A 23,815-nucleotide genomic window follows, 5' to 3' on the forward strand; every position below is an offset into this window, starting at 1 on the left:
ATATCTTATTACACCCGGCCGAGTAGCCTAGATAACGGGCCGGCGCCTGCGGCGCCTTACTGCGTATATTACGACGCCGGCCGGCACGCCGTAGGCCGCCGAAGTTAATAGCCAGTCCACCGACCACTTGACCTCCAGGTCGAGCGGGCCGTGGACGAACGCGACGTAGCCGGGCTCTTTGAGGAAGACGCCGCGGAAGATCTCGGCGGGGGCCACCGCGACGGTCGCGCCTGGGGCCAGCCACGCCGTGTAGTTCATCTGCTCCGAGCCGTTCACCGCTACGGGATATTCGCTGTGTATACGGACCAGATACTGTAGCGACCAGACAGCTGTGGCGTTGACGGGCCCGCGCACAGCCAGAGACAGCTCGGTCGAGTTGGCCGCCACCGCTCTAGTGCCGTTGCCGAAGTAGTAGATCGGCGGGATTCTGACGACGACAACGGCCGACTCGTTGAGCCACGCTGTGTATCTAGTAGCCGCGGTGCCGTTGACGTATATCGGTATCGGCGAGCTTATGGTGACTAGGTACTGCGGGATCCAGTAGACCTTCACGACGATCGGCCCGACGACAGCCACGGCCGAGGACGAGTTGAGGGAGGCGAGGCGCGAGCCGTTGCCGGTGTAGACGTAGCGCGGTATAGTCAGATTCAGCACAGCGCCGGCCGGGACCCACTGGGAGAAGTTGAGGGCGGGCGCGCCGTCGATATAGACGGGGGCCTCGCTGTAGATCTGGACTAGGTACTGCCTCTCGAACGCCACGGTCAGGTTGAGGGGCCTCTCGACGGCCAGGACCTCGGAGCCGTTGAGCGCGGCCAGCCTCGTGCCGTTCCCCAGATATACGTACCTCGGTATCTCGATGTCGAGGGAGGAGCCCGCGTCGGCCCACAGGGAGAGCTTGGCTGCGTTGATGCCGTTCACTACGATGGGCGCCGGCGAGCTTATGGAGACTAGGTACTGCTTGATATAGGACGCCTCTATCCTCAGAGGCGACGACACGGCCAACGTGACGTTGCCCCGGTAGGCCGCCCCGTTTACGGATATCCCGGAGAAGGCCAGCCGGGTGCCGTTGCCGAGATAGAGGACCTCAGGCGCCAGGACAGCGAGCACCGACCCCTCGCCGACCCACTCCGTGAGGTTCTCGGCCTCGATCCCGTTGACGTATATCGGCACAGGCGATTCTACGGAGACCAGATACTGCCTCTCCCACAAGACACGGACCTCGGTCGAGCCGTGGAGGGCGACCGACAACTCGGTCCCGTTGGAGGCGAGGGTCCCGTTGACAGAATAGCCGAGGAGGACGTACCTCGTCCCGTTGGGCAGATACACGTAGCGCGGCCTCGTCAAGTTGAGGACGTAGCCGGGCGCCTCGAGGGACGCGTTCGCCCCGCCGGCCAACGGGTCGTATATCGTCAGGAGCACGAAGGCCGTGCGCAGAAACGCCGGCCTCTCCAAGCCGGCCGACACGTAGACCTCGCCGGGCCCCACTGCGGTCGCGTTGGCGCCCAGTGCGGCTTCGGCGGTATGGACGCCGAAACTCCAGACGAAGGGCACGGGCACGAGGTAGTCGCCGCGCTTGAAATACAGCGCGAGGTCCGCCGACATAGAGCGCACGTAGGTGCACTCGGAGCTCCACGGCCCAGCCACCACGAGCTCTGCATCGGCCAGCGGATTTCCCGGCGGCTTTACGACGAGCCTCGCGTAGGTCGCGGGCACCCTTATCGTGACGTTGTCGTACCAAGTTATGTGGGCCCCGTCCAGCGAGTAGCCGAAGGCGGCCCACGGAAGCCCCTCTGCAGAGAGGCCGGACTTCACCACGAGGTAGATCTGTTGCGGAGCGGGCCGAGGCGGCCGCAAGCTCGATGCCGAGTAGAAGCCTCCCGCCACGCGCCCCGAGCCGGCGATTAGGCCCGGCGAGAGGGCAGCAGAGCTCTCCGTGTCGTTCCAGACGTTGTCCCAGATCTCTACGATCCCTTTAGAGGAGTTGTAGCTAGCTATATCCTGGAGCCAGTAGTACTGCGTCCCGCCGTCCGCGGTCCTCACCTCCATCTCCACGTTGAGCTGTACGCTGAACCACCTGCTCCCCGGCTCCGCCGACAGCGTGGGGCAGTAGCCCGGCTCCTCGGTATCTGCGCCATATACGGCGACTCTGCCCACGAACATGTCCGTGGAGTAGCTGTACGCGACGAGCCTCCCGCCGGCGAGGCCTATGCCGTAGTCGGCCGCACCCACGGCGACGGCGGGCCCCTCGGGCTTCGGCGAGGCCGATACGGCGAGGAAGACTAGGGCCGGCTCGTCGGTCGAGTTGTTGTAGGCCACGACGTAGTAGACGCGCCCAGCTGGCAACTCCTCGGAGAGGTAGACCTCGCCGCCGTAGGCCTCGGCCAGATACCGCGCGGAGCCCCCCTCGCTGAAGGCGAGGTACTGCTCTCTATCCATTATATAGATTAGGACCGGCGAACTCGACCACGCATAGACCTCCACATAGGAGGCGGGCGGCCCGGTCAAGTTCAGCGTCACCGGGAGGAAGTAGCCAGGCTTGAGGAGAGAGAAGTACGCGTAGCTGTAGTTGGCGCCGAAACCCGCCGAGGTCTCGACGAGGGACAAATTTAGGGGGTTGAGGTAGGTGAACATGGAGGGCTCCGGCTGGACTACGTTGAGGCCCAGCACCGAGTAGCCGGCGACAAAGCCGGCGGCCAGCAGAACGAGGAGTAGAGCCGGCTCCGCGCCACGCGGCTCGCGCATGTCGCATCTCGGCGGGCCAATTTTTAAATTTATGTTGGGCTTGGCGGCGGTGGTCGAGACCTTCAAATGGCTCAGGGAGCGCCAGGCGCGTTGGGATCTCGCGAACAGCGGGGTCTGGCCCCTGGACTATAGGGAGTATCTGGCCGAGCCGGGGGCCGACCTCGCCGGGCTGGTGTCGGAGCTCTACGGGGTCGACAGGCGGTCGGTCGCGCTTACGTCGGGGGCCCAGGAGGGCAATTTCCTGGCCCTCTGGGTCCTCAGGAAGAGGGCCGAGAAGGTCGTGGTCTTCCCGCCCGAGTACGAGCCCCTCGCCCTCCTGCCGGAGGAGTTCGGCCTGCGGAGAGTCGAGGGCTCCGGCGACCCCTTCAGCTACGTGGAGAGGGGCGCGGTCCTCCTATTCTCCAACCCCAACAACCCCACGGGCAGATACCTCGCCCCGCGCGCCTTGTCGGAGCTGGCCGACGAGGCCAGGAGGAAGGGCGCCTACGTGGTCGCCGATATAATATTCATAGACTTCGTCGACGGGAGGCCGAGGGGCTTCCCCGCCGAGAACGCCGTGTTCAACTACAGCACCGACAAGTTCTTCACGAGCTCGGTGAGGGTCGGCTGGAGCTTCGGCGATAGGGCAATCGTCGAGGCCATGTCTGAGGCCAAGGATCTCTTCAACCCAGGCCCCAAGGAGCTGGAGGCGAGGGCCGGCTACGGCTTCTTGTCGAGGAGGGAGGAGGTCAGGGCGAGAAACGCCGCCTGGATCTCCGCCAACTGGGCCGCGCTCAAGAAGGCGCTGGGCGGGGCTGCCGTCGACTACGCGGAGCACATGCCGGTGGCCTTCCTGCATCTGCAGTGCGACGGCGTGGAGGCCGCCGAGAGGCTTCTGGCCAGAGGCGTCTCGACAGTCCCAGGCCGCTTTTTCGGCGTCGACAAGGCGTTGAGGGTCGGGCTAGCCAGAGTGAGGCCTGAGGAATTCGCCGAGCCCCTCTCGGCGCTGTCGGAAGGGCTGGCCGACTGCCTAGGATAGGCATCGGGGGCGGATTCCCTCCCCTGCCTGGGGGGACATATCCGCCCCCCACCGTACCTTCTTTATTCCTAGATTTAAAAATTTTCGTGATAATGTTCGTCGACGAGAGCGGGGCCAAGTCGCCGTGCAACTGCGTGGCGCTCGGCGCCGTGGCCTTCGAGGCGCGGTACGGGACCACCTACATGGAGCTGGGCCTACACTTGGTGGAGCGGATAAAACGCATGGCGAGGGCGGGCGGAGAGCTTAAGTGGTCCGACGTGAGGAGGAGGGCCGACGTCGGTGCCGTCTTGAGGCTCATATCGGAAGCCGCCGAGGTGAGGCACGCGGTCTTCCACTACAGGTCGGCGGAGGACGTGGAGAGGGCCCTCGCGGGCCTCGTTAAAGGCGCCGTCTTGGTGGTGGCCGACAACCAGCTACTCGCCGGGCGTCCCCGCCTAGGCGTCAGGCTTATAGAGAGGGGCTCGCGCAAGGTGCCGGGGCTCCAGCTCGCCGACGTGGTCGCCGGGTTCGCCAGATGGAGCTCGTGCGGTCAGCGGCGCGGCCTCCGCAGATAGAGCCAGTAGACGGCCGCCGCGGCGGCGACGGCAACTGCGGCCGCGATCGACGCGAGCGGCGTTAGGTCTAGGACCCAGACTGCCTCGGCGCGGACGGGGCCGGACACGGCGAATTGAGTGGAGATCGCCCCGCTGACGTTCCAGCCCACGAACACGTAGCGGAGCGGGAATGGCGCCCACACCGCCGTTGGCTCCACCGACGGGGACAAGACGGAGCCGACACGCGCCCAGCTGGGCGCGTTGACGACCACGCCGTATTTCGTGTAGAGCACGACGGAGCACTCTTCGACGAAATTCGCCGAGGCGTAGACGGGGCCCGACACGCGCACGGTGGCGTTAGGGGACGTCGCGTTGATGCCGGACCAGCCCGCGAAGACATATCTGCAGCCGGGAGGCGCCTGGGGCGGGGCCGCCCTTATGGAGACGTAGGACCCGGCAGGGTAGTAGCCGTTGCCGCCCTCCACAAACGCCGGCGGCTCCGCTGCGACGTAGTAGTACCTCACCACGACGTAGGAAGGCCTCTGCGGCCACACGACAGTCCTCTCGCTGGTCAAGACGTAGACCGCGGTCGAGTTGCCGAGGGTCCCGTTCACCAGCGGGACGACCTCGTAGACAGCCGAGGCGTTTACGGGCCCCAGCACGGTCAAGGACCTCACGAGCCTCCCGCCCACCTCCCACCCCAGGGGAGCCAGCTCCACGTAGCCGAGCTCCAGAGGCGGAGGAGGCGGGATCGCAGAGCCGGCGGACATCCAGCCGGAGAAAGGCGCGGGCGAGGCGAGGGAGACGTAGTACTGCCTCACGTACGTCGCCAGGACGGTCTGGCCGACGGTGTAGTTCGCCGAGAGGACGCACCTGGTGCCGTTGGGGAACTGGACCGCTGAGGGGGGAGCTATGGGGGAGCCGGCGGGGATCAAGCGGGACCAATTGCCGCAGTTCGAGACCACGGTGTAGTTGACTAGGACGAGGGGCCGCGCCCCCGTAGGGGTCTCGTAGACTATGTTGAGCCCGGCCGAGGACACCGACAGCACGGGCGCCCCCACGTCTGTCGCGTAGACGAGCCTCCCGCCCACGTAGACCTCAAGCAATCCGGTCGACGTGCCGTATATGGTGTAGGGCCCGTCCACGGCGACGGCCGTCCCCTTATCGCCCTTGGCGAGGGCCAGACGGCAGCCGGGCCCCACCGCGAAGGAATACGCCAGGCCTACCCTCGCCGGCCTCGACCCTATCAACGTAGGCGTCCCCCCGTCGACCCTATAGAAGTACTGGGTCCCGCCCCTCACGACGGAGGCCACGACGCAGTCGACGCTGGCCGCTAGGCCGGCCGGATAGCCCCCTACGGCGATGGTCGACGCGCCGGAGGGCCCAGCCGCCACGACGTCGCCGTCCATGTCGAGGATGTAGCCGACTCCGTTCAGGAAGGCGGCGGAGTAGGGAGGGGCAACCAGCTTGAAGGAGTAGGAGCCCGAGGGCGATATGTAGACCCCCGACGTCTGGTTCGCCGCGACGACGGCCCTACAGTCGGCGGCCAGCACCGTGGGCGTGAAGTTGAGCGGGTAGAACGCCTTCAGCGCCCCTCTGAAGCTCAAGATAGAGATCCCTCCGCCCGTGTAGAAGGCGATGCAGGTAGGCCCGACATAGGCTGGGGCCCCGCCGGCGTAGAGGAACTTTCCGTCTATGGAATATACCGAGAAGCCTGAGGGGCCCAACACGGCGTAGCCCGAGCCGTCGGTGAAGACCACCACCTCCGCCGATGCGGCTACCGCCAGGGCGAGTAGCAGAAGGGCCGCTATCCTCATGGCGACGGGACGCCTGCCCCGTCCTTGGAACCCGGCGAGTACTTGTTGACAATCCAGTACGGCGGCTGGTTCTGTTGCGAGTTCCACGGCACGAAAGTCCACGCCGTGTTGCAAGTCCCCGCGCCGCTACCGTAAATGCCGGCGCCCCAGTTGAAGTTGCTACAGTACCAAGCCCCGTCTATGGTCGGCATATACGCCACATTTTTGTCCTTAGGCCCTACGACGAACATCAAGACGGACTCCACGTACCCCTCGAAGTACTGCACCTCCACGTCTATCTTGTTGGAGCTACACCTAACCTTACCGGAATCGAAACGCGGCGACGTGGGATTCCAGTAGTCGATCGCCAAGTTGCCACAGACGTATACCCGCACCCCATCGTCGTGCCACACGCCGACTCTGAACTCGTTCCACGGCACGTAGAGCGTGCCGGTGTAGTCCAGCGACCAGTCGTCCCATCGGGAGGCCGTGGGGTTGAGCAAGGCGGCGGCCCACTGAGGCGCGCTGTCTAGGTAGTCCCCTATGGTGAAGTAGGGTGACTGGGCCGAGAGAGGCGGCTGTCTGTAAGTCAGCCAGAAGTATATGCTCCCGACGGACCAAGTGCCAGCGTACGTGTTGAGGTTCGTGCCCTGGTAGACCTTGACGGGTATGCCCCAGTCCGTCCACTGGGGTATCTCGAAGGCGATGGGGTACGAATAGGAGCCGCACGATAGATAGAGGGAGGCGGTGGAGCCGGGCGCCGCGTTGGGGGACGCCCTCACGTCGACGTATATGGTGTAGGTCCCCGGCTGGAGTTGCACCGCTTGGCCGCTCCCGTTCACGTAGAGCGTGCCGGCGGACGTATATACCTTCAACGATGAGAGGAAGGCCGGCATGGGGCCCGATATTTGGACGGCCGCAGGCGCCTGTGAGACGATCAGCGACCCTATCTCTACGTGGCTGAGCTGTACGTAGTAGAAGCCCGAGCCGCCGGTGGCGTACGCCGGCACGAGAAGGCCCGGCCTTACGGCCACGACGTAGCCGCCAGGTCCGCCGCCCCACGCCCCGATCCACCCGTTCATCTGGTTGAAGCCGCTCAGCTGGGACCCGTTGACTGGGGTGAAGGAGCAGACGCCCGACGGAGGAGGCGATGTCGAGGCGGCGAGCGAGGAGGAGTTGACCAGCTCGACCACCACCGCCGCGGCCCCGCTCCAGCTGTAGGCGCCGTAGCTCTGGACCACGACGGCCTTGATGGTGGTCCCATTGAAGGCGCCCACAGCCCTACAGCTCGCGACGCCTAGGTATATAGGCCTCTGCTCTCCAGGACTCAGCGCGGTGGGCCCTACGGAAAACGTCGAGGGGTTGCAGACGACCTTCGAGGAGTCGTAGAGGAGCGCCACGTTGTAGGTTGCGGGGAGCCAGCCGGTGGAGTTGTTGTAGACGTTGAGGTACAGCTGGATCGCCACGCCGTCCCCGACCTTGGAGACGTAGGCAACAGTCCCGTTGGCGGCTACCCAAGCCACAGAGGGGCCCACGTATACGTAGAGATACGCCAGTTGCCCGTTCTGCCTAACCCCTATATATTTATAGAGGCCGGGGCCCGGCGGACAAGAGATCTCGAAAGCGCCTGCAAGCGACGGATAAACCCGCGAGCTGGTCAGCGCTTGGCCTGTGGGGGCGGCCACCTCCAGGTAGTATGCAAACGGCGACCCGGATCCCGCGGCGGAGAAGACGCAAGTGCCGTTGTAGATCAGAGCGCCTTGCTGGTCGGGCGGGAGCGCGGCGGATCTCACCTCCTGCACGGCCTGGGTCGTCGTCTGCCGCAACAGCTGGTAGTAGTAGATGGCGGTCGCCACGAATATGGCGAAGACGACGATGAATATAGCGAACGCCGCGACGGTGGATAGGCCTCTCATTGCCCCCACCAGTCCACTGTCTGGCCGTTGTTCGTCGCGAGCCTGTAGCCGGGGTAGCCGTAGGGCAATGTGGTGTTTATCGCGGCCAAGGCGCCGGGCGCCACAGACGCCGAGATCTGAGCGGCGGCGGACACCCCGCCGGAGAGGTCCAGCGCGTAGGCGGCCGTGAAGGCGCATGACGTCTGGCCGAAGTTGTAGACCCAGATCGAGGCGGCCCCGCTGGAGTTGAAGACGGCCACTATCCTCACCTGACAGTACCTGCTCGCCTGCGCGAGGGCCAACTCGCCTTGCTGTTGTGTATATATGTTGTAGAAGACTGCCACTAAAAAGGCCAAGAGGGCTACTGTGATGGCCAGCAGAAGGGCCGACGCGACTATCTCAGAGACGCCGCCCATGAAGATATCGCGGACCCAATATTTAAAATTTAGTGACAGATAGACGAGAGAAGAGCCGGAGTTGAGCGATAGGTATATATACAGCTAATATCCTCCGCCTTATGAAGATGAAGGGAATCGAGCCGATAGTGGCCGCCGTGTTGTTAATAGTGCTCGCCGTAATAGGCGCGGTCCTGCTGTACCTCTGGTTCGCTGGCTACGTGACACAGGCCACCACACAAGCGAGCCAGATATCGACAACCGAGAGGCTCAGCATCGAGGCGGCCAATCTTACCTATACTACCACGAGGGGGACGTACTCCTACCTCTATATTAGAAATATAGGCGGGACTAACGTAACGCTCGCCACGGCATATCTCCTCCAGCCGGGCTCCACGAACCCGATCTGCGCCATCTCCAGCAACGGCATCACGATCTACAACGGCCTCTCCACAACAGCGACTCAAGTAACAACGCTCTACCCCGGCCAAGACCAGCTTGTTTATGTGAACTTCGGCACCGGTTGCGCAATATCTCACGGATATACCTACGTGATCAAGCTTGTGACGCAACAAGGCACCCAGTTCTCCGTCACAGTTACAGCCAGCTGATAGGCGCCGCCTATTTAAACAGATCCCCCTCTTTTTCCATGTTGCCTGAGTCTTGGTTGCCCTTTCTGGCCGCGTCTGCCTCTCTCCTCTTCTTCGTATTGGGCTACAGGCCCTACCGCCGGGCCGTTTTCAGAGCTAGGCTGGAGTCCCAGATCCCAGACGCGCTCCGGGCCATAGCCGACGCAGTCTCGGGCGGCCTCGATCTGAGGAGCGCCTTCGAGGTTGTCTCCACGCTCGGCCTATCGCCGATAGCCGACGTCTTCCGCAGAGTGGTGGCGCTCAGCTCTGTGGGTGGGGCGACGGCTCCCGACGCTTTGTGGTCTGTGGCGGAGGAGCTGGGGGTCCCCAACTTCAAGCGCTTCGCCCTCATAGTGGTGGAGGCCGCGAGGTCCGGCGCCAAGTTGCCCGAGGTCCTCGGCACGGCCGCGAGGACTTTCGCCACAGTCGTCGAGTTCAGGCGGGATCTCTCGGCCCAGTTGAGGCCCTACGTCCTCCTCTACTACGCCGTGGTCGGCGTCTTCGCCGCGCTGTCGGACGTGTTGGTCTACTTCATGTTGCCGCGCCTCGCGCAACTGACGGCTCAAGTGTCCAACGCGGCTATCCGGCCTGCCACGATCAGCACACCGGACGCTCTGGCCGTCCTCCTCCTCACGGCAATACTCCAAGCCTTAGTCGGGGGGCTCGTAGTGGGCCGCGTGACGTACTTCAGCGCTAGGGCCGGCCTCGTCCACGCCTCCCTCGCCACGGCGATATCGGGGGCCGCCCTCCTCGCGCCGCTATGGCTGAGGTAGCGAAGCTCTTGGACGAGTACGAGATTTCGGAGTACGTCCACGCGATGATATTCGTCGATAGGCAGGGCTTCAGGATCTACAGGGCGGTGGAGCCGCCGCTCAGCGAAGAGGAGAGGGCCCAGCTGGCCCGCCTCAAGAACGCCATACAGAACGTGGGCGACGTGAAGGACGGCGTGTTGAGGCTGACGAGGGAGGGCAGGAGGGAGTACCTCGAGGAGCTTGTGAGGAGGGCCTCCGAGGAGTTCAAGCTAAGGCTCGACGAGAGGACTAGGGGCAAGATGATGTACTACCTCACCAGAGACCTCCTGGGCTACGGCCCCCTCGACCCTCTCTTCAGGGATCCCTATATAGAGGACATCCACATGGACGGCCCCGGGCTGCCCGTCTACGTCTGGCACAGCCGCTGGGAGTCGCTCAAGACCGAGCTGGTCCTCTCGCCGGCCGAGGCCGACGCGTACGCCCAGAAGTTCTCGGCGGTTGTGGGCAAGCCGGTGTCCTACGCAGACCCTATCCTGGAGGGGATGTTGCCGGAGGGCTTCCGCATAGAGCTCGTCATACCGCCGGCCTCCCCGAGAGGCCCCTCCTTCGTCGTGAGGAAGTTCTTCGTGGAGCCCATAACCCTAGTCGACTTGGTGAGGATGGGCACTATCTCCACGGCGGCCGTGGCCTATCTTTGGCTCATGCTGGACTACGGGCGGAATATAATAATCGTCGGCCCGACGGGCGCCGGCAAGACCACGCTCCTCAACGCCTTGCTGTACATGGTGAGGCCCGACGCCAAGATCCTCACCATAGAGGACACCAGGGAGATAAACCTCGTCCACGACCACTGGCAAGCGCTCTTGACGAGGCCCAGCCGCTCCGAGGCCGTCCGCGACGTCTCTGCATTCGATCTGTTGACCGTGGCCATGAGGTCTAGGCCGGACTACGTCGTCGTGGGCGAGGTGAGGGGGGAGGAGGCGTACGTGCTTTTCCAGGCCTTCGGCTCCGGCCACGCAGGCGCAACCACCATACACGCCGAGACGGTCGAGGACGCCATAAGGAGGCTCCTCTCCCGGCCCATGAGCGTGCCCCCCATGTTGCTCGGCCTCGCCCACGTCTTCGTCCGCATCGCCAGGGTCAAGGTAGGCGACCAGGTGGCGAGGAGAGTCGTCGAGGTCGTGGAGAACTTGGGGATGGCCAGAGGGAGGAGGCCGAGGCTCCACACCGTCTTCAGATGGAGCCCCGAGAAGGACGCCTTGGAGCAGGTAGACGACAGCAGGCACTTCGAGGCCATATCCAGAACCCGCTTTGTGTCGATGGACTACCTCCGACAGGAGTACGAGCGGCGGAGGAGGCTGGTGGAGCTCATGGCCAAGCAAGGCTTCACCTCGCCCTACGTCGTCGCGAGGGTGTTCTCCCTATACGCCACGGACCCCGACGGGGCGCTCAAGGCGGTCGAGGAGGGCAAGATATGACCTTCTTCGAGCTCTACAAGCTGAGCGGTATGGCCTACCCGTACCGGCGCTACATGACGCTGTTGGCGGCCGTGCCCCCCGCGTCCGCCGCCATGGTGCTCTACCCCCTCCACCTGATCTCGGCGAGGAGGACGCATTTCGAGAACAACTTCCCCTATACTCTCGGCGTCCTACTGCCTCTGCTGACTGCGGGGGTGCCCTTGGGGAGGGCCGTGGCGAGGCTCGCCGAGGTGGAGGACGATAAGTACATCGCCCGGGAGCTCTCGCTGGTGGTGAGGGATATGGTCGTCATGGGGTCTAGCCCTATAGACGCCCTGGTGCACAGCGCCGAGAGGGTGCCGAGCCAGAACTACAGAGAGACCGTTAGCGTCTTGGCACGCTCCTCCCGGATAACCGAGAGGCTCGACGCCGTCCTCATGGCGAGGCTCGACTGGATGTTGAGGCAGAAGCAGATGAGGGCGGCGTCGCTGGTCAGATCCATCGCCGTCCTCTTCGAGATCTACGTCATAGCGGCCCAGCTTCTCCCTATCCTGCTCTTCATAATTGCTCTCTCCCTAAGCCCCCTCGGCACTCTCCGGATCGGAGGAATCTCGCTGGATCCCCTCACAGTCATGGTGCTGGCCGGACTTATATACAGCCCGCTGATAGGCCTTGTGTTCTATATAATATTCGATTCGTCAATAAAAAATATATAGAATTATCAACATCTCTCCATCGAAACATTCTTTCAATTCTACATAATAATTATAAATAATTTTATTTAAATATTAGATTATAGTTATAATATTATTATTTCTTTCTTAAGTTCTCTTCGAATTAGAATATAATATCTTACGTAAAGTTTTTATTGCAATGCGGTCCATATCTCATGTGCCTTACTCGGTCTTTGTTGGCGCGTTTTTATGGTTCTTTGGATTTTTCTCTTAGGGGTCTTCTTCATTTTAAGTCTCTTGCGGCTTTGGGCTATCCCTTTGATAAGGTTCTTGTGGAAGAGCCTTGGAAGACATACGACGTATTGACGTCGCTAGTGGGCAGACACAACGCAGAGCTAATACTGACAATGCTCCACAAATGGCTAAACAACAACGGATGCACAATAGACCCAGAAACGCTGAGAAAATACCTAACGACGAGGGAGCTATGGACGAGTTAAAGCTTAGAGGGGTCACGTTGGTCTACGGCCCCGCAGGGGCCGGCAAGACCACGTTCGCCGCCTGGTACGCCTACGGCAATTACTCCAAGACCTTGTGGGTCTCCGTCTTCGAGGACGAGGCGACGTTTAGGTCGAACATGTCGAGGCTGGGCTACGACTTCGGCGATAGGCTGGCCTACTGGGAGGCTCCCCTCGTGGACGACGTGGAGGCTCTGCTTAACTCCCTCATGGAGACTGTCGTGGCGGCCAAGCCGGAGCTCCTCGTCGTGGATTCCGTGAGCGAGCTTATCTACCGCGATCCCGAGGTGGGGGCTAAGGCTATGCACAACATGCTCTACAAGCTGAGCAAGACGGTCGGCGTGGACGTGATAGTAACCGCCGAGAGGCAGGTGGCGGAGCGGCTGACCTACATCGCCGACAATGTGGTGGAGCTTAGGTACGAGGTCTTCCCCTACGGAACGGTCAGGGAGATGGTCGTCAGGAAGGTTAGGGGCGGCAAGGCCGGCTACGCGGTGCCCTTCGCCATAGCAGAAGGCCTCGGCTTCGTGCCCATAAGGGCCGTGACGGCGGCGGCCCCCGGCGGCGTGTTGAAGACAGGCGTGCCGTGTCTCGACGAGACCCTCGGCGGGCTGGTAGGCGGCGCCGTCTCCGCGTTGATAGGGCCCACGGGCTCGGGCAAATCGACGGTGATGCTGAAGGCGGCCGAGAATTTAAAGAAGGCGGGGAAGAGGGCGTACTACCTCAGCTTCCTCGGCGACGCCGACCTCCTACGGCTTAGATACGACGTGGAGTCCATAAATGCGCCGCTAGACGCGGAGTCCCTCCTCCTCCAGCTCTACATCCTCGCGGTGAAGCTGAAGGCCGACGCGGTGTTCATAGACGGCGTCGACCTCCTCGCCCGCTTCTTCGAGGAGAAGGTGTTCAACACGGTCCTCCTCAACCTCATAAGGCTCGTCAAGGCCTCGGGCGTGCCTGTTATGGTGTCGCTGACGCGGGACTGGGGAATTGCGAACTACCTAGACGCCGTGGCCCACATATCCGAGAGGCGGGTGACTGCCGTCAAGACCCCGACAGGCGCCGTGGGCACGGCCCACAGCTGTTGACCTCTCTATAGACTTCGCCGAATATATATAGATTGTCTGTATAAGAATTTACTTAACAAGGTTAACTAGCCTATACTTAAACAACCAGAGATATAGGGACAAGTTACATAATATATCGACATTTTCCGGATTTTTGCCGTAGCTGAACGGTATTATATAGTATATATTCGTACATGACGGAGGGCCTTATGTTTATTGTCTCTGCGATTTATTTAGAATCCGCAGATCCCGTCGTCATGCAAGTCGATCTGGCCTCGACGATCTGGACCGCGGTGGGCGGGATATTGGTGTTCTTAATGATACCCGCCATAGGCTTTCTCGAGGCGGGTCTGGTGAGGCGCTCTAACGTGATCAACGCCATGATGAAGGGCATGTTGGCCTTCATGGTGTTCTTCCCGATTTGGTTCCTCGTCTTCCCGTACTACTTCTCCGGCGCGTTGCAGGACGGCTACTTCCCCACCGGACAAGGCGTGGGGGTCCCCGAGTACGTCTACGCCTTCTTCCTAGGGGCCTTCGGCGCCGTGACGCTCGCCTTGATATTCGCGGGCGCTCCCGAGCGGCTCAAGTTCGGCGGCTGGCTGGCGTTCGCGGTCTTCTTCTCGGCGGTCCAGTGGCCTCTCGTGGCCTCCTGGATATGGGGCAACGGCTTCCTCTACAACCTAGGCCAGTACCTCGGCCTGCCGGGATACGGCGTGAGGGACTTCGCGGGCGGGACAGTGGTGCACGCCTACGCCGGCCTCGCCGGCGCCGTCGCCACGTGGTTGTTGGGCCTCTCGATGGCCAAGAGGGCCCGCGCCAACGGGGAGGACCACGCCATGGCCTATAAGGAGGCTGTGGAGTACAGGAGGGCCGAGTTGCCCTACGCCATAGTGGGGACCGCACTGCTCTTCTTCGGCTGGTTCGGCTTCAACGGAGGCTCCACAATATCCGTGTCTGAGCAGACCGGCTACGCGATAGCCAACACGGCCACCGCAGGCTCTCTCGCCGGCTTGGTCTCGCTCCTGCTGGCGAGGAGGGAGGAGGGCCTCTGGGGCCCCGTCGCGGCGATTGGCGGCGTGATAGGCGGTCTCGTGATGATTACCCCGCTCGCCGGCTTCATAGAGCCGTGGGCGGCCGTGCTCGTCGGCGTCTTGGCCGGCCTCGTCACGTACTACGGTACTAAGCTCGTGGAGCGGTACATACCCATCGACGACCCTGTGGGCGGCCTGCCGGCGCACGGCTTCAACGGCGTGATAGGCAGCGCCCTGGTGCCGGTGCTCTCGTCTCCGAGCGTCGGAGGGCTGGCCGGCCTCATATACGGCGGCCCGCCGCTCTGGATCGCCGTCCAGCTACTCGGCATGGCAATCGCCCTAGGCTTCGTGGTGGCCACCACCGCGGCCGCCTTCTGGGTATTAGTGAAGCTGGGCTTCCGCGCCTCTGCCGAGGAGGAGCTGGTTGGCCTAGACGCGGTGGACCACGGCGTCTTGAGGCCATGAAGCTGGTGAGGGCCGTCATAAGGGAGGATAAGGTCAACGACGTCTTGGAGGCCTTGGTCGCCGCCGGCTTCACAGGCGCCACGGTGTATAGGGACGTCGGCGGCATGGGCGGGGAGAGCGGCGTCGTGAAGATAAGGGGGAGGAGGTACGAGGCCCTCCTCCCGAGGATAGTCGTCGAGGTCGTCGCCGAGGACGAGGAAGTGGAGAAGCTGATAGGCGTTATCATGTCGTCTGCACGGACCGGCCGGCTCGGCGACGGCCGCATCTTCGTGTTGCCGGTCCTCGAGGCCTGGCGGATCAGGAACGGAGAGAAGCTAAGCAAATAAACCCCCTCCTTTTCTCATGATCACTCTGGCCGACGTCGTGGGGGCCGTCGACTACAGCAGAGCCAGAGACGAGATCGTCGGCTTTCTCTCGGACTATTTCTCCCAGTCTAGGGCTAAGGGAGCAGTCGTGGGGGTCAGCGGCGGCGTCGACTCCTGCACTACTCTGGCTCTGGCCGCAACTGCGCTGGGGCCTAAGAGGGTGACCGCGCTTGTGCTCCCCAGCGGGTTCACGCCGAGGCAGGACGTGGAGGACGCGGTCGCCGTCGCGAAGGCCTTCGGCGTCAAGCACTACGTGGTGTCTATAGACCAGTTCCTGGCCCCCTACGCCGCCCTCCCGTTCTATGAGGAGAACGACGTGGTGGCCCGCGGCAATCTGATGGCCAGGATAAGGATGTCCATACTCTACTACTACGCCAACAGGCACAACCTGCTCGTGGTCGGCACCGGCGACAAGAGCGAGTTGATGTTGGGCTACTTCACTAAGTACGGCGACGGCGGCGTCGACATACTCCCCATAGGGGATCTATACAAGACGCAGGTGAGGGAGATGGCCAGATTCCTCGGGCTCCCCGAAGGGATCGCGTTGAAGCCCTCGAGCCCCCGTCTCTGGGCCGGGCAGACGGCCGAGGGGGAGCTCGGCATGAAGTACGGAGAGATAGACCTGGTCCTCTACGCCTTCGAGATCGGCATCCCCAAGGAGGACATACCTAGGGAGACCGGCGTGGGCAGGTCCAAAGTCTCGGCCATACTGAGGAAGGTCCAGGAAAACGCCCACAAGAGGGCCCCGCCGCCCATAGCGAAGTTGAAGGCCGCGCGCCTCTACACCGCCAGGCGCGCTCTCTAGGCCTGCCGCCGAGTTGCGGCGTAGCGGCGGGCGTCCGGCGCAGTCGCGAGCCGGCAAGGGCCGCATCGCGGAGGACGGCAGGGCGCAATCAACAGGCATAAATATAGAGGCGCAGAGCTCGGCGTGGGGCGGATTAGGCTGGATCTCGCCAGGGGCCTCGCAGTCGTGTTCGCAGACCGCGAGGCTGCGCTGAGGCGCGTGGAGGAGTGGGCTGAGAGGGGCACGCGCCTCGTGAAGCTGGTTTTCGGGCCGGAGGGCTGTGGGAAGTCTGCTTGGCTTAGGCAGTCGGCGGAGCTCCTTAGGGAGCTGGGCTTCGACGTCCTATACGTAAATCCCCTCCAGAGGGAGTTCTTGGCTGAGGTGGGCGTGTCGGACGTAAGGAGCCGCCTCGTAGAGATCCTTAGGGAGGCGACGGCGGAGGCTTGGGGCAGGGCGGCCTGGGCCCTTATAGATCTGGCGAGGGAGCTCATAAAGGCCGGCAGGAGGAGGGTGGCGTTGCTGGCGGACGACATATTCCAAGCCATCGGCCTAGACAAGGCCGCTATCTACGTCAAGGGCATGCTCGGCGTGATTGAGTATCCGCCTAGGAGCTACGACGCGGTCGTCGCCGTCGTTGCGGCTGGCGAGGGCGTCGCCAGGAGGGAGATCGGGAGGCATATGTGGGCCGACCAATACCCCATGTGGAACATGTCGAGGGATGGCTTCAAGCAACTATACGACCAAATACCGGGGGACAAGCCCCCATTCGAGGATGTCTGGAGGCTGACGGGAGGAAATCCCAGATTGCTAGGCCAGCTGTACGAGGCGGGGTGGGACGTGGATAAGGTTGTCGAGATGTTTATGAGGGGGAAGGAGTTGAACTCCCCGGATTTGTTTAGGTGGAGGGGTTGGCTTGAGAAGGCTGTCGAGGACCCCGACGTGCTCTGGACGGTCGAGGCGCCTGAGGGGCTCCTCGACATACTCGTCGAGAGGAATCTGGTGGTCCACAACCTACACGACAGAGATCCCAGATTCTGGGTCGACGCGCCTCCGCCGGAGAGAGATCCCGAGCTGGGCGTGGGGAAGTACGTCGCGTGGCAGACGCCGCTCCACAGAGAGGCTGTCAGGAAAGCGCTGGGGTACGGCCTCCGCCCGATATAGCTTTCTTGAGCTCCTCCACGCTCTCCTCGTCCTCTATCGTGCTGAGGTCGCCCAGCGGCTGTCCGGCCGCCATGGCTCTCAGAACCCTCCTCATCACCTTGCCCGTCCTCGTCTTGGGCAGTCTGCCCAATATGGCTATCTTCCCCACGACCGCCACGGGGCCTAAAGCCCTCTTGAGGTGGGCCGCGACCTCCTCCTCGGTTATCTTGGCCCCGTCCTTGGGCACTACGAAAACGCCCAATACCTCGCCGCGGACGGGGTCGGGGACGCCTACGACGGCGGCCTCCGCCACGGCGGGATGCGACGTCAAGAGGTCCTCGACCTCCCTCGTCGAGAGCCTGTGGCCCGCCACCTTAATGACGTCGTCGGAGCGGCCCAATATGTGGAGGTGCCCCTCCTCGTCTATATAGCCCACGTCGCCCGTGTGGTAGTAGCCGGGGAACCTCGACCAGTAGGAGCGGACGTACCTGTCGGGGTCGCCCCAGAGGCTGTGGAGGAAGGCGGGGGGCAACGGCGGCTTCGCGACCACGTGCCCCTTCTGCCCAGGCGGGAGGGGCCTCCCCTCGTCGTCCAGTATCTCTATCCTCAAAGTGGGGTAGGGCAGCCCCACAGACCCGTACTTGTACCTGAACCCCCCTAGGTTCATGGAGCCCGGCGCCGTGACGAAGCAAGCTGTCTCTGTCTGGCCCCAAATATCGGCTATCTGGCAGCTGGGCCTCCCCCCGCAGACTACGTCCCTCAGCCACTTGTAGGCCTCCTCGTTGAGGACCTCGCCGGTGGGGTATAGGGCCATCAAGCGGCTTAGGTCGTACCTCCTGGGCCACTCGTCCCCGTACTTCATCAAGAGCCTTACGGCGGTCGGCGAGAAGAGCATGTGGGTCACGCCGTAGGTCTCGGCCAGCTCCCACCATATGCCGGGGTGGGGGTAGTCCGGCGCGTCCTCGTACCAGAGCACAGTCAGCCCGTTCAAGAGCGGGCCGTGGACCCCGTAGTGGTGGCCCGATATCCAGCCTACATCGGCCGTGGAGAAGAAGACTATGTCGTCTCTGAACTCCCTCTCGGCCCCCACGAGGTGGTTGAAGGCGTACCATATCCAGACCATGTAGGAGCCGTGGAGGTGCAGTATCCCCTTGGGCTTCCCCGTGGTGCCCGAGGTGTAGAGGATGAAGAGGGGGGCGTCCCCGCCGACCCATTCAGGCTCAGCGTACGCGCCGGGGGGTATACGCCTCAGCGCCTCGTGCCACCAGAGATCTCTCCCCTCCCTCATGGCCACGTCCATCCCCAGCCTTCTGTAGACCAAGACGGCCGCGTCGGCCCCGGCTATCCCTAGCGCCTCGTCCACCACCGGCTTTAGGGGGATCGCCCTCCCCCTCCTCGTCATGCCGTCGGCCGTGATCACCAGAGAGGCCTTGGCGTCCGATATTCTGTCGGCCAGCGCCTGGGCGCCGAAGCCCGAGAAGACGACTGTGTGGACCGCGCCTATCCTGTTTACGGCCAACATGGCTATCATGGCCTCCGGCACCATGGGCATATATATGGCGACCCTATCGCCCCTCCCCACGCCGAGGCCCCTCAAGAGGGCAGCCAGCCTGTTCACCTCCCTGTAGAGATCCCAGTAGCGGAGCACCCTATACTCGCCGGACGCCGAGGCCCATATCAGCGCCGCCTTATTGCCCCTGCCAGACATCACGTGTCTGTCGAGGGCGTTGTAGGATATGTTCGTCCTCCCGCCGACGAACCACTTATAGAACGGCGGGTTGGAGTCGTCGTACGTCTTGACCCACCGCTCCTTCCAGTACAGCCTCCCCGCCTGCTCCTCCCAGAACCCCACTGGATCCTCCAACGACTTCCTGTACACCTCCAGGAATTCCGAAGACATAAAGGCAAATTTCATAATAATTAAAAATTTTTCCCAAATTAATTTAAATATAGAATTATTATAATTTAATATAATGATGAATAAATAGAGTGGATGGAAGGCGGGCTGACGGCTACGCTGAGGCGTCTCCGGCTGACCCCAGCCTGACGCCGTTCCTTCCCGGCGACCTCAAGGCGCCCGCATCTAGGCTCCCCGAAGCGGCTGACGTACGGGGCCTTACGCGCCGCAAATCCGGCAACCGGAAAGTTGAGGCCTCGGCGTAGTGTTGCTGGCAGCAAGCCCCTAACAAGCCCGGCCTCTTCAACTCGACGCCTGCGCCGTGCCTTAATCGGCCGAAATACGCGGCGCCGCCGACCTCCACCGCGCCGCGGGGGCTACGGATCTCCGGCGAGTTTGGGACGAGCGCCGCGCGAGCTCACGTGCGAGGCCGCCGGCAGTTGCTGTGGGGTGTTGAGGAATCAACTCGCCGGATCCTAGACGCGGTGTGCCCGTACGCCGGACGCGCCGCCGGCGACCCCCTGTCCTGTTCGCTCCAGGACTGGGAGAAGCTCGTGATGTAGGCGCTGGATGACGTGTGTCAAGGAGTAGCCGGGCCTATACCGGATGCCGAGAGGAGGGTAGAATATGCCCCGTTCCTCAATACGCCGCCCTATTGGCAGTACGACAGCCGCTCCATGCCCGCTCCTGGCGCCTCTTATTAGAGGAGACGCCGAGACAATTCTGTCGGTCGGCGCGGGCTTGGCGGAGCTCCTAGACATCATGGAGACTTTAAAGAGCGGGGGCTCGCTGCCCAGATAGTTGCCCAATAAGTCGACCCCGCCGTGGCCGAGGCCTCGTCGGCGGCCGGCTTCAACGTGTTTCTGGGGAGCTGTGGCCGTGTAACGAGAGGGCGGACTTTGCCATTGTCCAGTCGGTTCTCTACTGAGTCGACGACCCGCTACATCTGTTGAAGGCTACCGCCGAGAGGGCCAAGTACGTGGCCGTCAACGAATATGTAGATGGCGTAGCGTGCGGGCCGTGGCTCTGATTGCCGCAGTAGGCGCCCGCAAGCTCTTCCACACTTGGAAGGAGATAGAGGCCATGATGAGGGAGGTGGGTCTGAGACCTGGGAATTCCGCATATAAACGCGCCGAGTCCTCGAGCTACGCAGATAGGCCTCCATTGCGTAAGTTTTTTTAAACATGTATGCGCGAAGTTGCATGTCCTTTCAGGAAAGGGTAAGGAAGGAGGCCGCAACGGCACAACCCGTCGCCAACTGCGAGGTCAACGACTTCGACGCCTTCTCGTCCTTAGTGCCGCCGGCTCTCCAAAACGCCGTGCTCGACGCCTTGAGGGCCGGCTCGATCCCGCCGGAGCTCCAGCCGCTCCTCAGGAGGCTGAGGGAGGCCGGGATACTCGTCTGCACTTGACATGGCGCCGGCTCGCAGGCGGAGGCTGGGAGCGCCATGAGCTTCTCCCTAGACGACCTCAACGCCCTTAGGCACTACGGCCGCTTCATAAAGGCGAACGGCGGGATAGACGAGGTGAGGAAGGCGCTGGCCTGGAGCCTCTGGTACGCCGTCAAGTGGTGGGACGAGCTGAGGCGTGAGCTCGGCGTAGACGCTGGCGGAGGCATCTTCGGCAAGGCCCTCTACATGGCGTTGAGGGCCCGGGGCGTCGTCGACGACGAGGGCGAGATAGTCAAGAAGGTGGAGAGGCCGGAGAGGCCGGTCAACCCCTACGCGGCGGAGTTCGTAGAGCTGCACGAGGCATTCGACGCGCTTGGAGCCGCGAGCGTGGCCCGGGGGATCGTCGACCGCGAGAGGCTGAGGGTCCTCTACTCCTCCATGCTGGCCCAGGGTTGGTACAACATAATGAGGGACACCTTCCCAGACGTCGTCAAGGTCGAGAAGTTCGGCAAGATAGTGGAGCCCCACTGCAAGGAGGGGCAGATGGCCTACGCCGTGTTGAGGCGCCACTCGCCCGACAAGTACTTCGCCTACGACCCCGAGCCCGACGACGTGGAGGCCGCTGCGGCCCTTCTCGGCGCCTCCCCCAATACGTGCGGCGAGAGGATATGCGTGGTTCAGACGCCCACCATCTGCGACCCCCACGCCGCCGAGACGGCGAGGAAGTTCGCCGGCCAGTTCGACGCCGCGTTGATCTTCCACACGCTGTACTGGATGTCCGACCCCCTCACGGAGCTCTCCTGCCTCAAGAAGGCCTTGAAGCCCGGCGCCGCGGTCCTCGTAGGCCAGCAGGTGGTCGAGTCGACGCCGGGCCTCCTCGCCATAGTGGTCTCCTTCGGCGCCAAGCACGTATTCCGCTGGAAGGACGTGGAGTCTCTGCTGGAGGCCGCCGGCTTCAAGAAAGAGAAGAGGTACACGAGGTACTCGCCCTACTACATCGCGGTCTGGCGGGCCTAACGCGCCCCATCGCCCCTCCAGCCCCTATTAATCTCTGCCCTCTTCTTCTCTCTTCTGCGTCCCCCATGTTCTTGTCTCTTCTCCTTCTAGCGGCTCTAGTCTTATTACTTTTCTACGTTTTCTGACAGCTAACACAGCGGCGAGGACGGCTACAGAAGCCGCGACGGCAATCACAAACAAAGGAGCTTCACCAGACAGCAAAGTAGAAGACGACGAAGCGATAATAGTCCTAGTAACCACAGAAGAAACAGTAACAGTGGATACAGAAGGCGAAGAAGCAACGACAGAAGTAACCGTCAAGACTGCCGTGGTGGTGACTGTAGCGGCGGTACCCGTAGGCACCGCACTCGTGGTCGATGACTCGATCCCTGTTGGGACAACTATCTTTACGGTTTTCACTTCCCCTGGCTTTAGCTCTATCTGTTCGGTTATGTTTTTCCCCTCCGTTAAGATCTCCACGGTGTAGTTTCCGGCGAGTAGCTCCAGCCCGGCAGGCGGCTTCTGGAAGCTCATGGAGATTGGACCCTCTAGCAGAACCTCGCTGGGCTGTATCTGCCGGCCTGAGCTGTTCACAACCACTATGCTGAGATTTGCCGTGGGTATCTGGACGACGGCGTTAACGACCTCGCCTGCCTCGACAACGACGGCCTTTTCGAACTTCTTCCCGAAAGCCTTTGCCGCAACCACGTAGTTGCCGGCCAAAACCTCTAGAGGCCCTACAGTTCCGTTGCCAGAAGCCACCCCGACGATCTCGACAGGCCAGCTATCCACCACTCTCCCGAAGCTATCCACCACTCTCGCCGATAGCCGGCCGGTCGGTACCCGCACCACAATCTCGCTACCGTTAACAACAAACGTAGTGCTGTAAAAGAAGCCCGGCCCGTAGATCCTCGCTATATACCTCGTTCCCTGGAGCAACTTAGCTTTCGCCACACCGTCGCCACTGGCCACAAGCACATTGGTGCTCGGATACACCACGTCTATGTGCCAATCCTCAACAGAGCCAAAACCATCGACCACGCTGACAGAAACCGGAACGGCAGGCAGAGGAATAGAAATCGAGAAATAAATAACTCCGGTTACATTAACAGCAGGTGCCCAGTGAACATCGGGCCCGGGCATAGCGGTTCCGATCGCATATATATTAAGCCCATCAGAGGCAGTAGTAATAATTTTGCCGAATCCATTTATTATTTTAAGACCATAATATTCATTCTGAATATTGTTTAATATTAATGGCTCTAAGTCAATAACATTTATCTTATTTAAATTTAAATCTAGTATCAATAGTTTATAGTCAGCAGTAACTACATATAATAGGTTACCTGCATATACTACTCCTACTATAGTAAAGTTTCCGGTGAAGCTGGCCAGTTCTGTGCCGTTCGGGCTGTACTTTACTATGCCCCCTCTGCCGTATACGTAGGCGTCGCCCGCGTCGTCGAATGCGACTCCGAGGGCTCTTCCCGGTAGGCCCGGCTTCAATACCGTTGGCTTGGTCAGATTCCTATTCAAGACCAATATAGCCCACGTCGCGTTGCCACCTGAAATTGTATCCCCAACGACCCAAAGCTGGCCAGTGACTGGGTCAATGCCGACGTACTGCGGTATGCCAATCATATTTGGTGAAGTATACTCAGCAATAAGATCCAGATTGAGATCTCTCTTCTCAATATGCCAATATGAATAATTCCCAAAAATTTCTGAACCAACTACGTAAATATATTCATAATCAGATGTCACAAAATAAGCTCGACCCTTTATATAACTAACTTTACCGGTTGGTGCAAATGGATATATCGGAGTACTAATTAGAAATCCCCAGTATCCACCGGCCTCGCCCACTGCGTACAGCTTACCGTTAACAACGATGCAACTAGATAAAGTATTAGCATTTTTGAAGGAAGATAGACGCATACCAATACTAGCCCCGCCGCTTCCGTTTACTTTAAGAAATGAGAAAATACTCCATTCCATATCGGTGGTGTTTGCGATCCATTCATAACCTACAATGTAACCGTATCGATCTCCCAAACATATACCGTACGATTGACCAGGCATAACAATAAATCCAACCCATGGAACTTGTGCGAAGATAAAAATAGCCAACGACGAAAAGACTAGTATCAGTATAGATATGGTCCTGATCATACAAGGACTATAGATAGCGCTTAAAAACCTTCTTACTACGTTTGGTAGATTGCCATAATGTGTTAGAATGATGTAATCTAAGAAAAATCATAAATCTAACT

22 protein-coding genes are annotated in these 23,815 nt (G+C 61.4%); 15 read left to right on the forward strand and 7 right to left on the reverse strand.

Annotation, left to right across the window (positions count from 1 at the left end):
* Window positions 1-27: 27 nt before the first annotated feature.
* Entirely contained in the window at window positions 28-2,742 is a 2,715-nt protein-coding gene (locus tag TUZN_RS04300) for a thermopsin family protease (protein ID WP_013679718.1), read from the reverse strand.
* A 31-nt stretch (window positions 2,743-2,773) separates the two neighbouring features.
* On the opposite strand from TUZN_RS04300, the gene TUZN_RS04305 reads away from it, so the two are divergent.
* Both TUZN_RS04305 and TUZN_RS04310 read left to right on the forward strand, forming a co-directional pair.
* Window positions 2,774-3,760 (forward strand): pyridoxal phosphate-dependent aminotransferase, encoded by a 987-nt coding sequence (locus TUZN_RS04305; RefSeq protein WP_052886082.1) that lies wholly within the window; start codon window positions 2,774-2,776, stop codon window positions 3,758-3,760.
* Between the two features lie 92 nt (window positions 3,761-3,852).
* Window positions 3,853-4,314 carry a DUF3800 domain-containing protein gene (locus tag TUZN_RS04310; RefSeq protein WP_158305076.1) on the forward strand — a complete coding sequence of 154 codons (462 nt, stop codon included), beginning with the start codon at window positions 3,853-3,855 and terminating at the stop codon, window positions 4,312-4,314.
* Here TUZN_RS04310 and TUZN_RS04315 read toward each other — a convergent pair.
* Genes TUZN_RS04315 through TUZN_RS04325 form a run of 3 tightly spaced genes read right to left on the reverse strand, consistent with a single transcriptional unit; the run spans window position 4,290 to window position 8,400 of the window.
* Window positions 4,290-6,110, reverse strand: a complete 1,821-nt coding sequence (locus TUZN_RS04315; RefSeq protein WP_013679721.1) for a hypothetical protein — start codon at window positions 6,108-6,110, stop codon at window positions 4,290-4,292. The genes TUZN_RS04310 and TUZN_RS04315 overlap by 25 nt on opposite strands.
* Window positions 6,107-8,005, reverse strand: coding sequence for a PA14 domain-containing protein (locus tag TUZN_RS04320; RefSeq protein ID WP_013679722.1), 1,899 nt, complete (start codon window positions 8,003-8,005; stop codon window positions 6,107-6,109). Before TUZN_RS04320 ends, TUZN_RS04315 begins: the two co-directional genes overlap by 4 nt.
* The gene (locus TUZN_RS04325) at window positions 8,002-8,400 is read right to left on the reverse strand and encodes a hypothetical protein (RefSeq protein WP_013679723.1); all 399 of its coding nucleotides are present in this window, start codon (window positions 8,398-8,400) and stop codon (window positions 8,002-8,004) included. Before TUZN_RS04325 ends, TUZN_RS04320 begins: the two co-directional genes overlap by 4 nt.
* A 101-nt stretch (window positions 8,401-8,501) precedes the next feature.
* Between TUZN_RS04325 and TUZN_RS04330 the strand changes: the two genes are divergently transcribed.
* The 10 genes from TUZN_RS04330 to TUZN_RS04375 all read left to right on the forward strand — a co-directional run bounded on the left by TUZN_RS04330 (window position 8,502) and on the right by TUZN_RS04375 (window position 17,279).
* The gene (locus tag TUZN_RS04330; protein WP_013679724.1) at window positions 8,502-8,990 is read left to right on the forward strand and encodes a hypothetical protein; all 489 of its coding nucleotides are present in this window, start codon (window positions 8,502-8,504) and stop codon (window positions 8,988-8,990) included.
* 38 nt (window positions 8,991-9,028) lie between these two features.
* Window positions 9,029-9,781 carry a type II secretion system F family protein gene (locus TUZN_RS04335; protein WP_013679725.1) on the forward strand — a complete coding sequence of 251 codons (753 nt, stop codon included), beginning with the start codon at window positions 9,029-9,031 and terminating at the stop codon, window positions 9,779-9,781.
* Window positions 9,769-11,238, forward strand: coding sequence for a type II/IV secretion system ATPase subunit (locus TUZN_RS04340; RefSeq protein ID WP_013679726.1), 1,470 nt, complete (start codon window positions 9,769-9,771; stop codon window positions 11,236-11,238). Before TUZN_RS04335 ends, TUZN_RS04340 begins: the two co-directional genes overlap by 13 nt.
* On the forward strand, window positions 11,235-11,933 hold the full coding sequence (locus TUZN_RS04345) for a type II secretion system F family protein (protein ID WP_013679727.1): 699 nt from the start codon (window positions 11,235-11,237) through the stop codon (window positions 11,931-11,933). Before TUZN_RS04340 ends, TUZN_RS04345 begins: the two co-directional genes overlap by 4 nt.
* A gap of 173 nt (window positions 11,934-12,106) precedes the next feature.
* Window positions 12,107-12,391: a hypothetical protein gene (locus TUZN_RS04350; protein ID WP_052886083.1), complete on the forward strand. Its 285-nt coding sequence runs from the start codon at window positions 12,107-12,109 to the stop codon at window positions 12,389-12,391.
* Complete coding sequence (locus tag TUZN_RS04355; protein WP_013679729.1) at window positions 12,379-13,494, forward strand: RAD55 family ATPase; 1,116 nt, start codon at window positions 12,379-12,381, stop codon at window positions 13,492-13,494. Before TUZN_RS04350 ends, TUZN_RS04355 begins: the two co-directional genes overlap by 13 nt.
* A gap of 188 nt (window positions 13,495-13,682) precedes the next feature.
* Entirely contained in the window at window positions 13,683-14,969 is a 1,287-nt protein-coding gene (locus TUZN_RS04360; protein ID WP_237698270.1) for an ammonium transporter, read from the forward strand.
* On the forward strand, window positions 14,966-15,295 hold the full coding sequence (locus TUZN_RS04365) for a P-II family nitrogen regulator (RefSeq protein WP_013679731.1): 330 nt from the start codon (window positions 14,966-14,968) through the stop codon (window positions 15,293-15,295). Before TUZN_RS04360 ends, TUZN_RS04365 begins: the two co-directional genes overlap by 4 nt.
* A 16-nt stretch (window positions 15,296-15,311) precedes the next feature.
* Entirely contained in the window at window positions 15,312-16,139 is an 828-nt protein-coding gene (locus tag TUZN_RS04370; protein WP_013679732.1) for an NAD+ synthase, read from the forward strand.
* A gap of 123 nt (window positions 16,140-16,262) precedes the next feature.
* The gene (locus TUZN_RS04375) at window positions 16,263-17,279 is read left to right on the forward strand and encodes an ATP-binding protein (protein ID WP_013679733.1); all 1,017 of its coding nucleotides are present in this window, start codon (window positions 16,263-16,265) and stop codon (window positions 17,277-17,279) included.
* On the opposite strand, the gene TUZN_RS04380 is transcribed toward TUZN_RS04375, so the two are convergent.
* The gene (locus TUZN_RS04380; RefSeq protein WP_052886085.1) at window positions 17,242-19,158 is read right to left on the reverse strand and encodes an acetate--CoA ligase; all 1,917 of its coding nucleotides are present in this window, start codon (window positions 19,156-19,158) and stop codon (window positions 17,242-17,244) included. The two genes, TUZN_RS04375 and TUZN_RS04380, sit on opposite strands and share 38 nt — an antisense overlap.
* A gap of 112 nt (window positions 19,159-19,270) precedes the next feature.
* On the reverse strand, window positions 19,271-19,519 hold the full coding sequence (locus TUZN_RS11005; protein WP_013679735.1) for a hypothetical protein: 249 nt from the start codon (window positions 19,517-19,519) through the stop codon (window positions 19,271-19,273).
* 656 nt (window positions 19,520-20,175) lie between these two features.
* Between TUZN_RS11005 and TUZN_RS11225 the strand changes: the two genes are divergently transcribed.
* Genes TUZN_RS11225 through TUZN_RS04390 form a run of 3 tightly spaced genes read left to right on the forward strand, consistent with a single transcriptional unit; the run spans window position 20,176 to window position 21,563 of the window.
* Window positions 20,176-20,337 carry a hypothetical protein gene (locus tag TUZN_RS11225; RefSeq protein ID WP_013679736.1) on the forward strand — a complete coding sequence of 54 codons (162 nt, stop codon included), beginning with the start codon at window positions 20,176-20,178 and terminating at the stop codon, window positions 20,335-20,337.
* 20 nt (window positions 20,338-20,357) lie between these two features.
* The gene (locus TUZN_RS04385; protein WP_013679737.1) at window positions 20,358-20,567 is read left to right on the forward strand and encodes a hypothetical protein; all 210 of its coding nucleotides are present in this window, start codon (window positions 20,358-20,360) and stop codon (window positions 20,565-20,567) included.
* Between the two features lie 36 nt (window positions 20,568-20,603).
* Entirely contained in the window at window positions 20,604-21,563 is a 960-nt protein-coding gene (locus TUZN_RS04390; protein WP_013679738.1) for a methyltransferase domain-containing protein, read from the forward strand.
* A gap of 27 nt (window positions 21,564-21,590) precedes the next feature.
* Here the strand turns inward: TUZN_RS04390 and TUZN_RS04395 are convergent, their stop codons facing one another.
* Window positions 21,591-23,714, reverse strand: a complete 2,124-nt coding sequence (locus TUZN_RS04395; RefSeq protein ID WP_148678584.1) for an SMP-30/gluconolactonase/LRE family protein — start codon at window positions 23,712-23,714, stop codon at window positions 21,591-21,593.
* Window positions 23,715-23,815 lie beyond the last annotated feature (101 nt).

This window comes from Thermoproteus uzoniensis 768-20 (assembly GCF_000193375.1).
Classification (GTDB): domain Archaea; phylum Thermoproteota; class Thermoprotei; order Thermoproteales; family Thermoproteaceae; genus Thermoproteus; species Thermoproteus uzoniensis_A.

Bases quoted from the DNA above. Each gene is read 5' to 3' on its own strand.
- TUZN_RS04300 (WP_013679718.1), bottom strand. From the start codon at position 2,742: ATGCGCGAGCCGCGTGGCGCGGAGCCGGCTCTACTCCTCGTTCTGCTG.
- TUZN_RS04305 (WP_052886082.1), top strand. From the start codon at position 2,774: ATGTTGGGCTTGGCGGCGGTGGTCGAGACCTTCAAATGGCTCAGGGAG.
- TUZN_RS04310 (WP_158305076.1), top strand. From the start codon at position 3,853: ATGTTCGTCGACGAGAGCGGGGCCAAGTCGCCGTGCAACTGCGTGGCG.
- TUZN_RS04315 (WP_013679721.1), bottom strand. From the start codon at position 6,110: ATGAGGATAGCGGCCCTTCTGCTACTCGCCCTGGCGGTAGCCGCATCG.
- TUZN_RS04320 (WP_013679722.1), bottom strand. From the start codon at position 8,005: ATGAGAGGCCTATCCACCGTCGCGGCGTTCGCTATATTCATCGTCGTC.
- TUZN_RS04325 (WP_013679723.1), bottom strand. From the start codon at position 8,400: ATGGGCGGCGTCTCTGAGATAGTCGCGTCGGCCCTTCTGCTGGCCATC.
- TUZN_RS04330 (WP_013679724.1), top strand. From the start codon at position 8,502: ATGAAGATGAAGGGAATCGAGCCGATAGTGGCCGCCGTGTTGTTAATA.
- TUZN_RS04335 (WP_013679725.1), top strand. From the start codon at position 9,029: ATGTTGCCTGAGTCTTGGTTGCCCTTTCTGGCCGCGTCTGCCTCTCTC.
- TUZN_RS04340 (WP_013679726.1), top strand. From the start codon at position 9,769: ATGGCTGAGGTAGCGAAGCTCTTGGACGAGTACGAGATTTCGGAGTAC.
- TUZN_RS04345 (WP_013679727.1), top strand. From the start codon at position 11,235: ATGACCTTCTTCGAGCTCTACAAGCTGAGCGGTATGGCCTACCCGTAC.
- TUZN_RS04350 (WP_052886083.1), top strand. From the start codon at position 12,107: ATGTGCCTTACTCGGTCTTTGTTGGCGCGTTTTTATGGTTCTTTGGAT.
- TUZN_RS04355 (WP_013679729.1), top strand. From the start codon at position 12,379: ATGGACGAGTTAAAGCTTAGAGGGGTCACGTTGGTCTACGGCCCCGCA.
- TUZN_RS04360 (WP_237698270.1), top strand. From the start codon at position 13,683: ATGTTTATTGTCTCTGCGATTTATTTAGAATCCGCAGATCCCGTCGTC.
- TUZN_RS04365 (WP_013679731.1), top strand. From the start codon at position 14,966: ATGAAGCTGGTGAGGGCCGTCATAAGGGAGGATAAGGTCAACGACGTC.
- TUZN_RS04370 (WP_013679732.1), top strand. From the start codon at position 15,312: ATGATCACTCTGGCCGACGTCGTGGGGGCCGTCGACTACAGCAGAGCC.
- TUZN_RS04380 (WP_052886085.1), bottom strand. From the start codon at position 19,158: ATGTCTTCGGAATTCCTGGAGGTGTACAGGAAGTCGTTGGAGGATCCA.
- TUZN_RS04385 (WP_013679737.1), top strand. From the start codon at position 20,358: ATGTCCTTTCAGGAAAGGGTAAGGAAGGAGGCCGCAACGGCACAACCC.
- TUZN_RS04390 (WP_013679738.1), top strand. From the start codon at position 20,604: ATGAGCTTCTCCCTAGACGACCTCAACGCCCTTAGGCACTACGGCCGC.
- TUZN_RS04395 (WP_148678584.1), bottom strand. From the start codon at position 23,714: ATGATCAGGACCATATCTATACTGATACTAGTCTTTTCGTCGTTGGCT.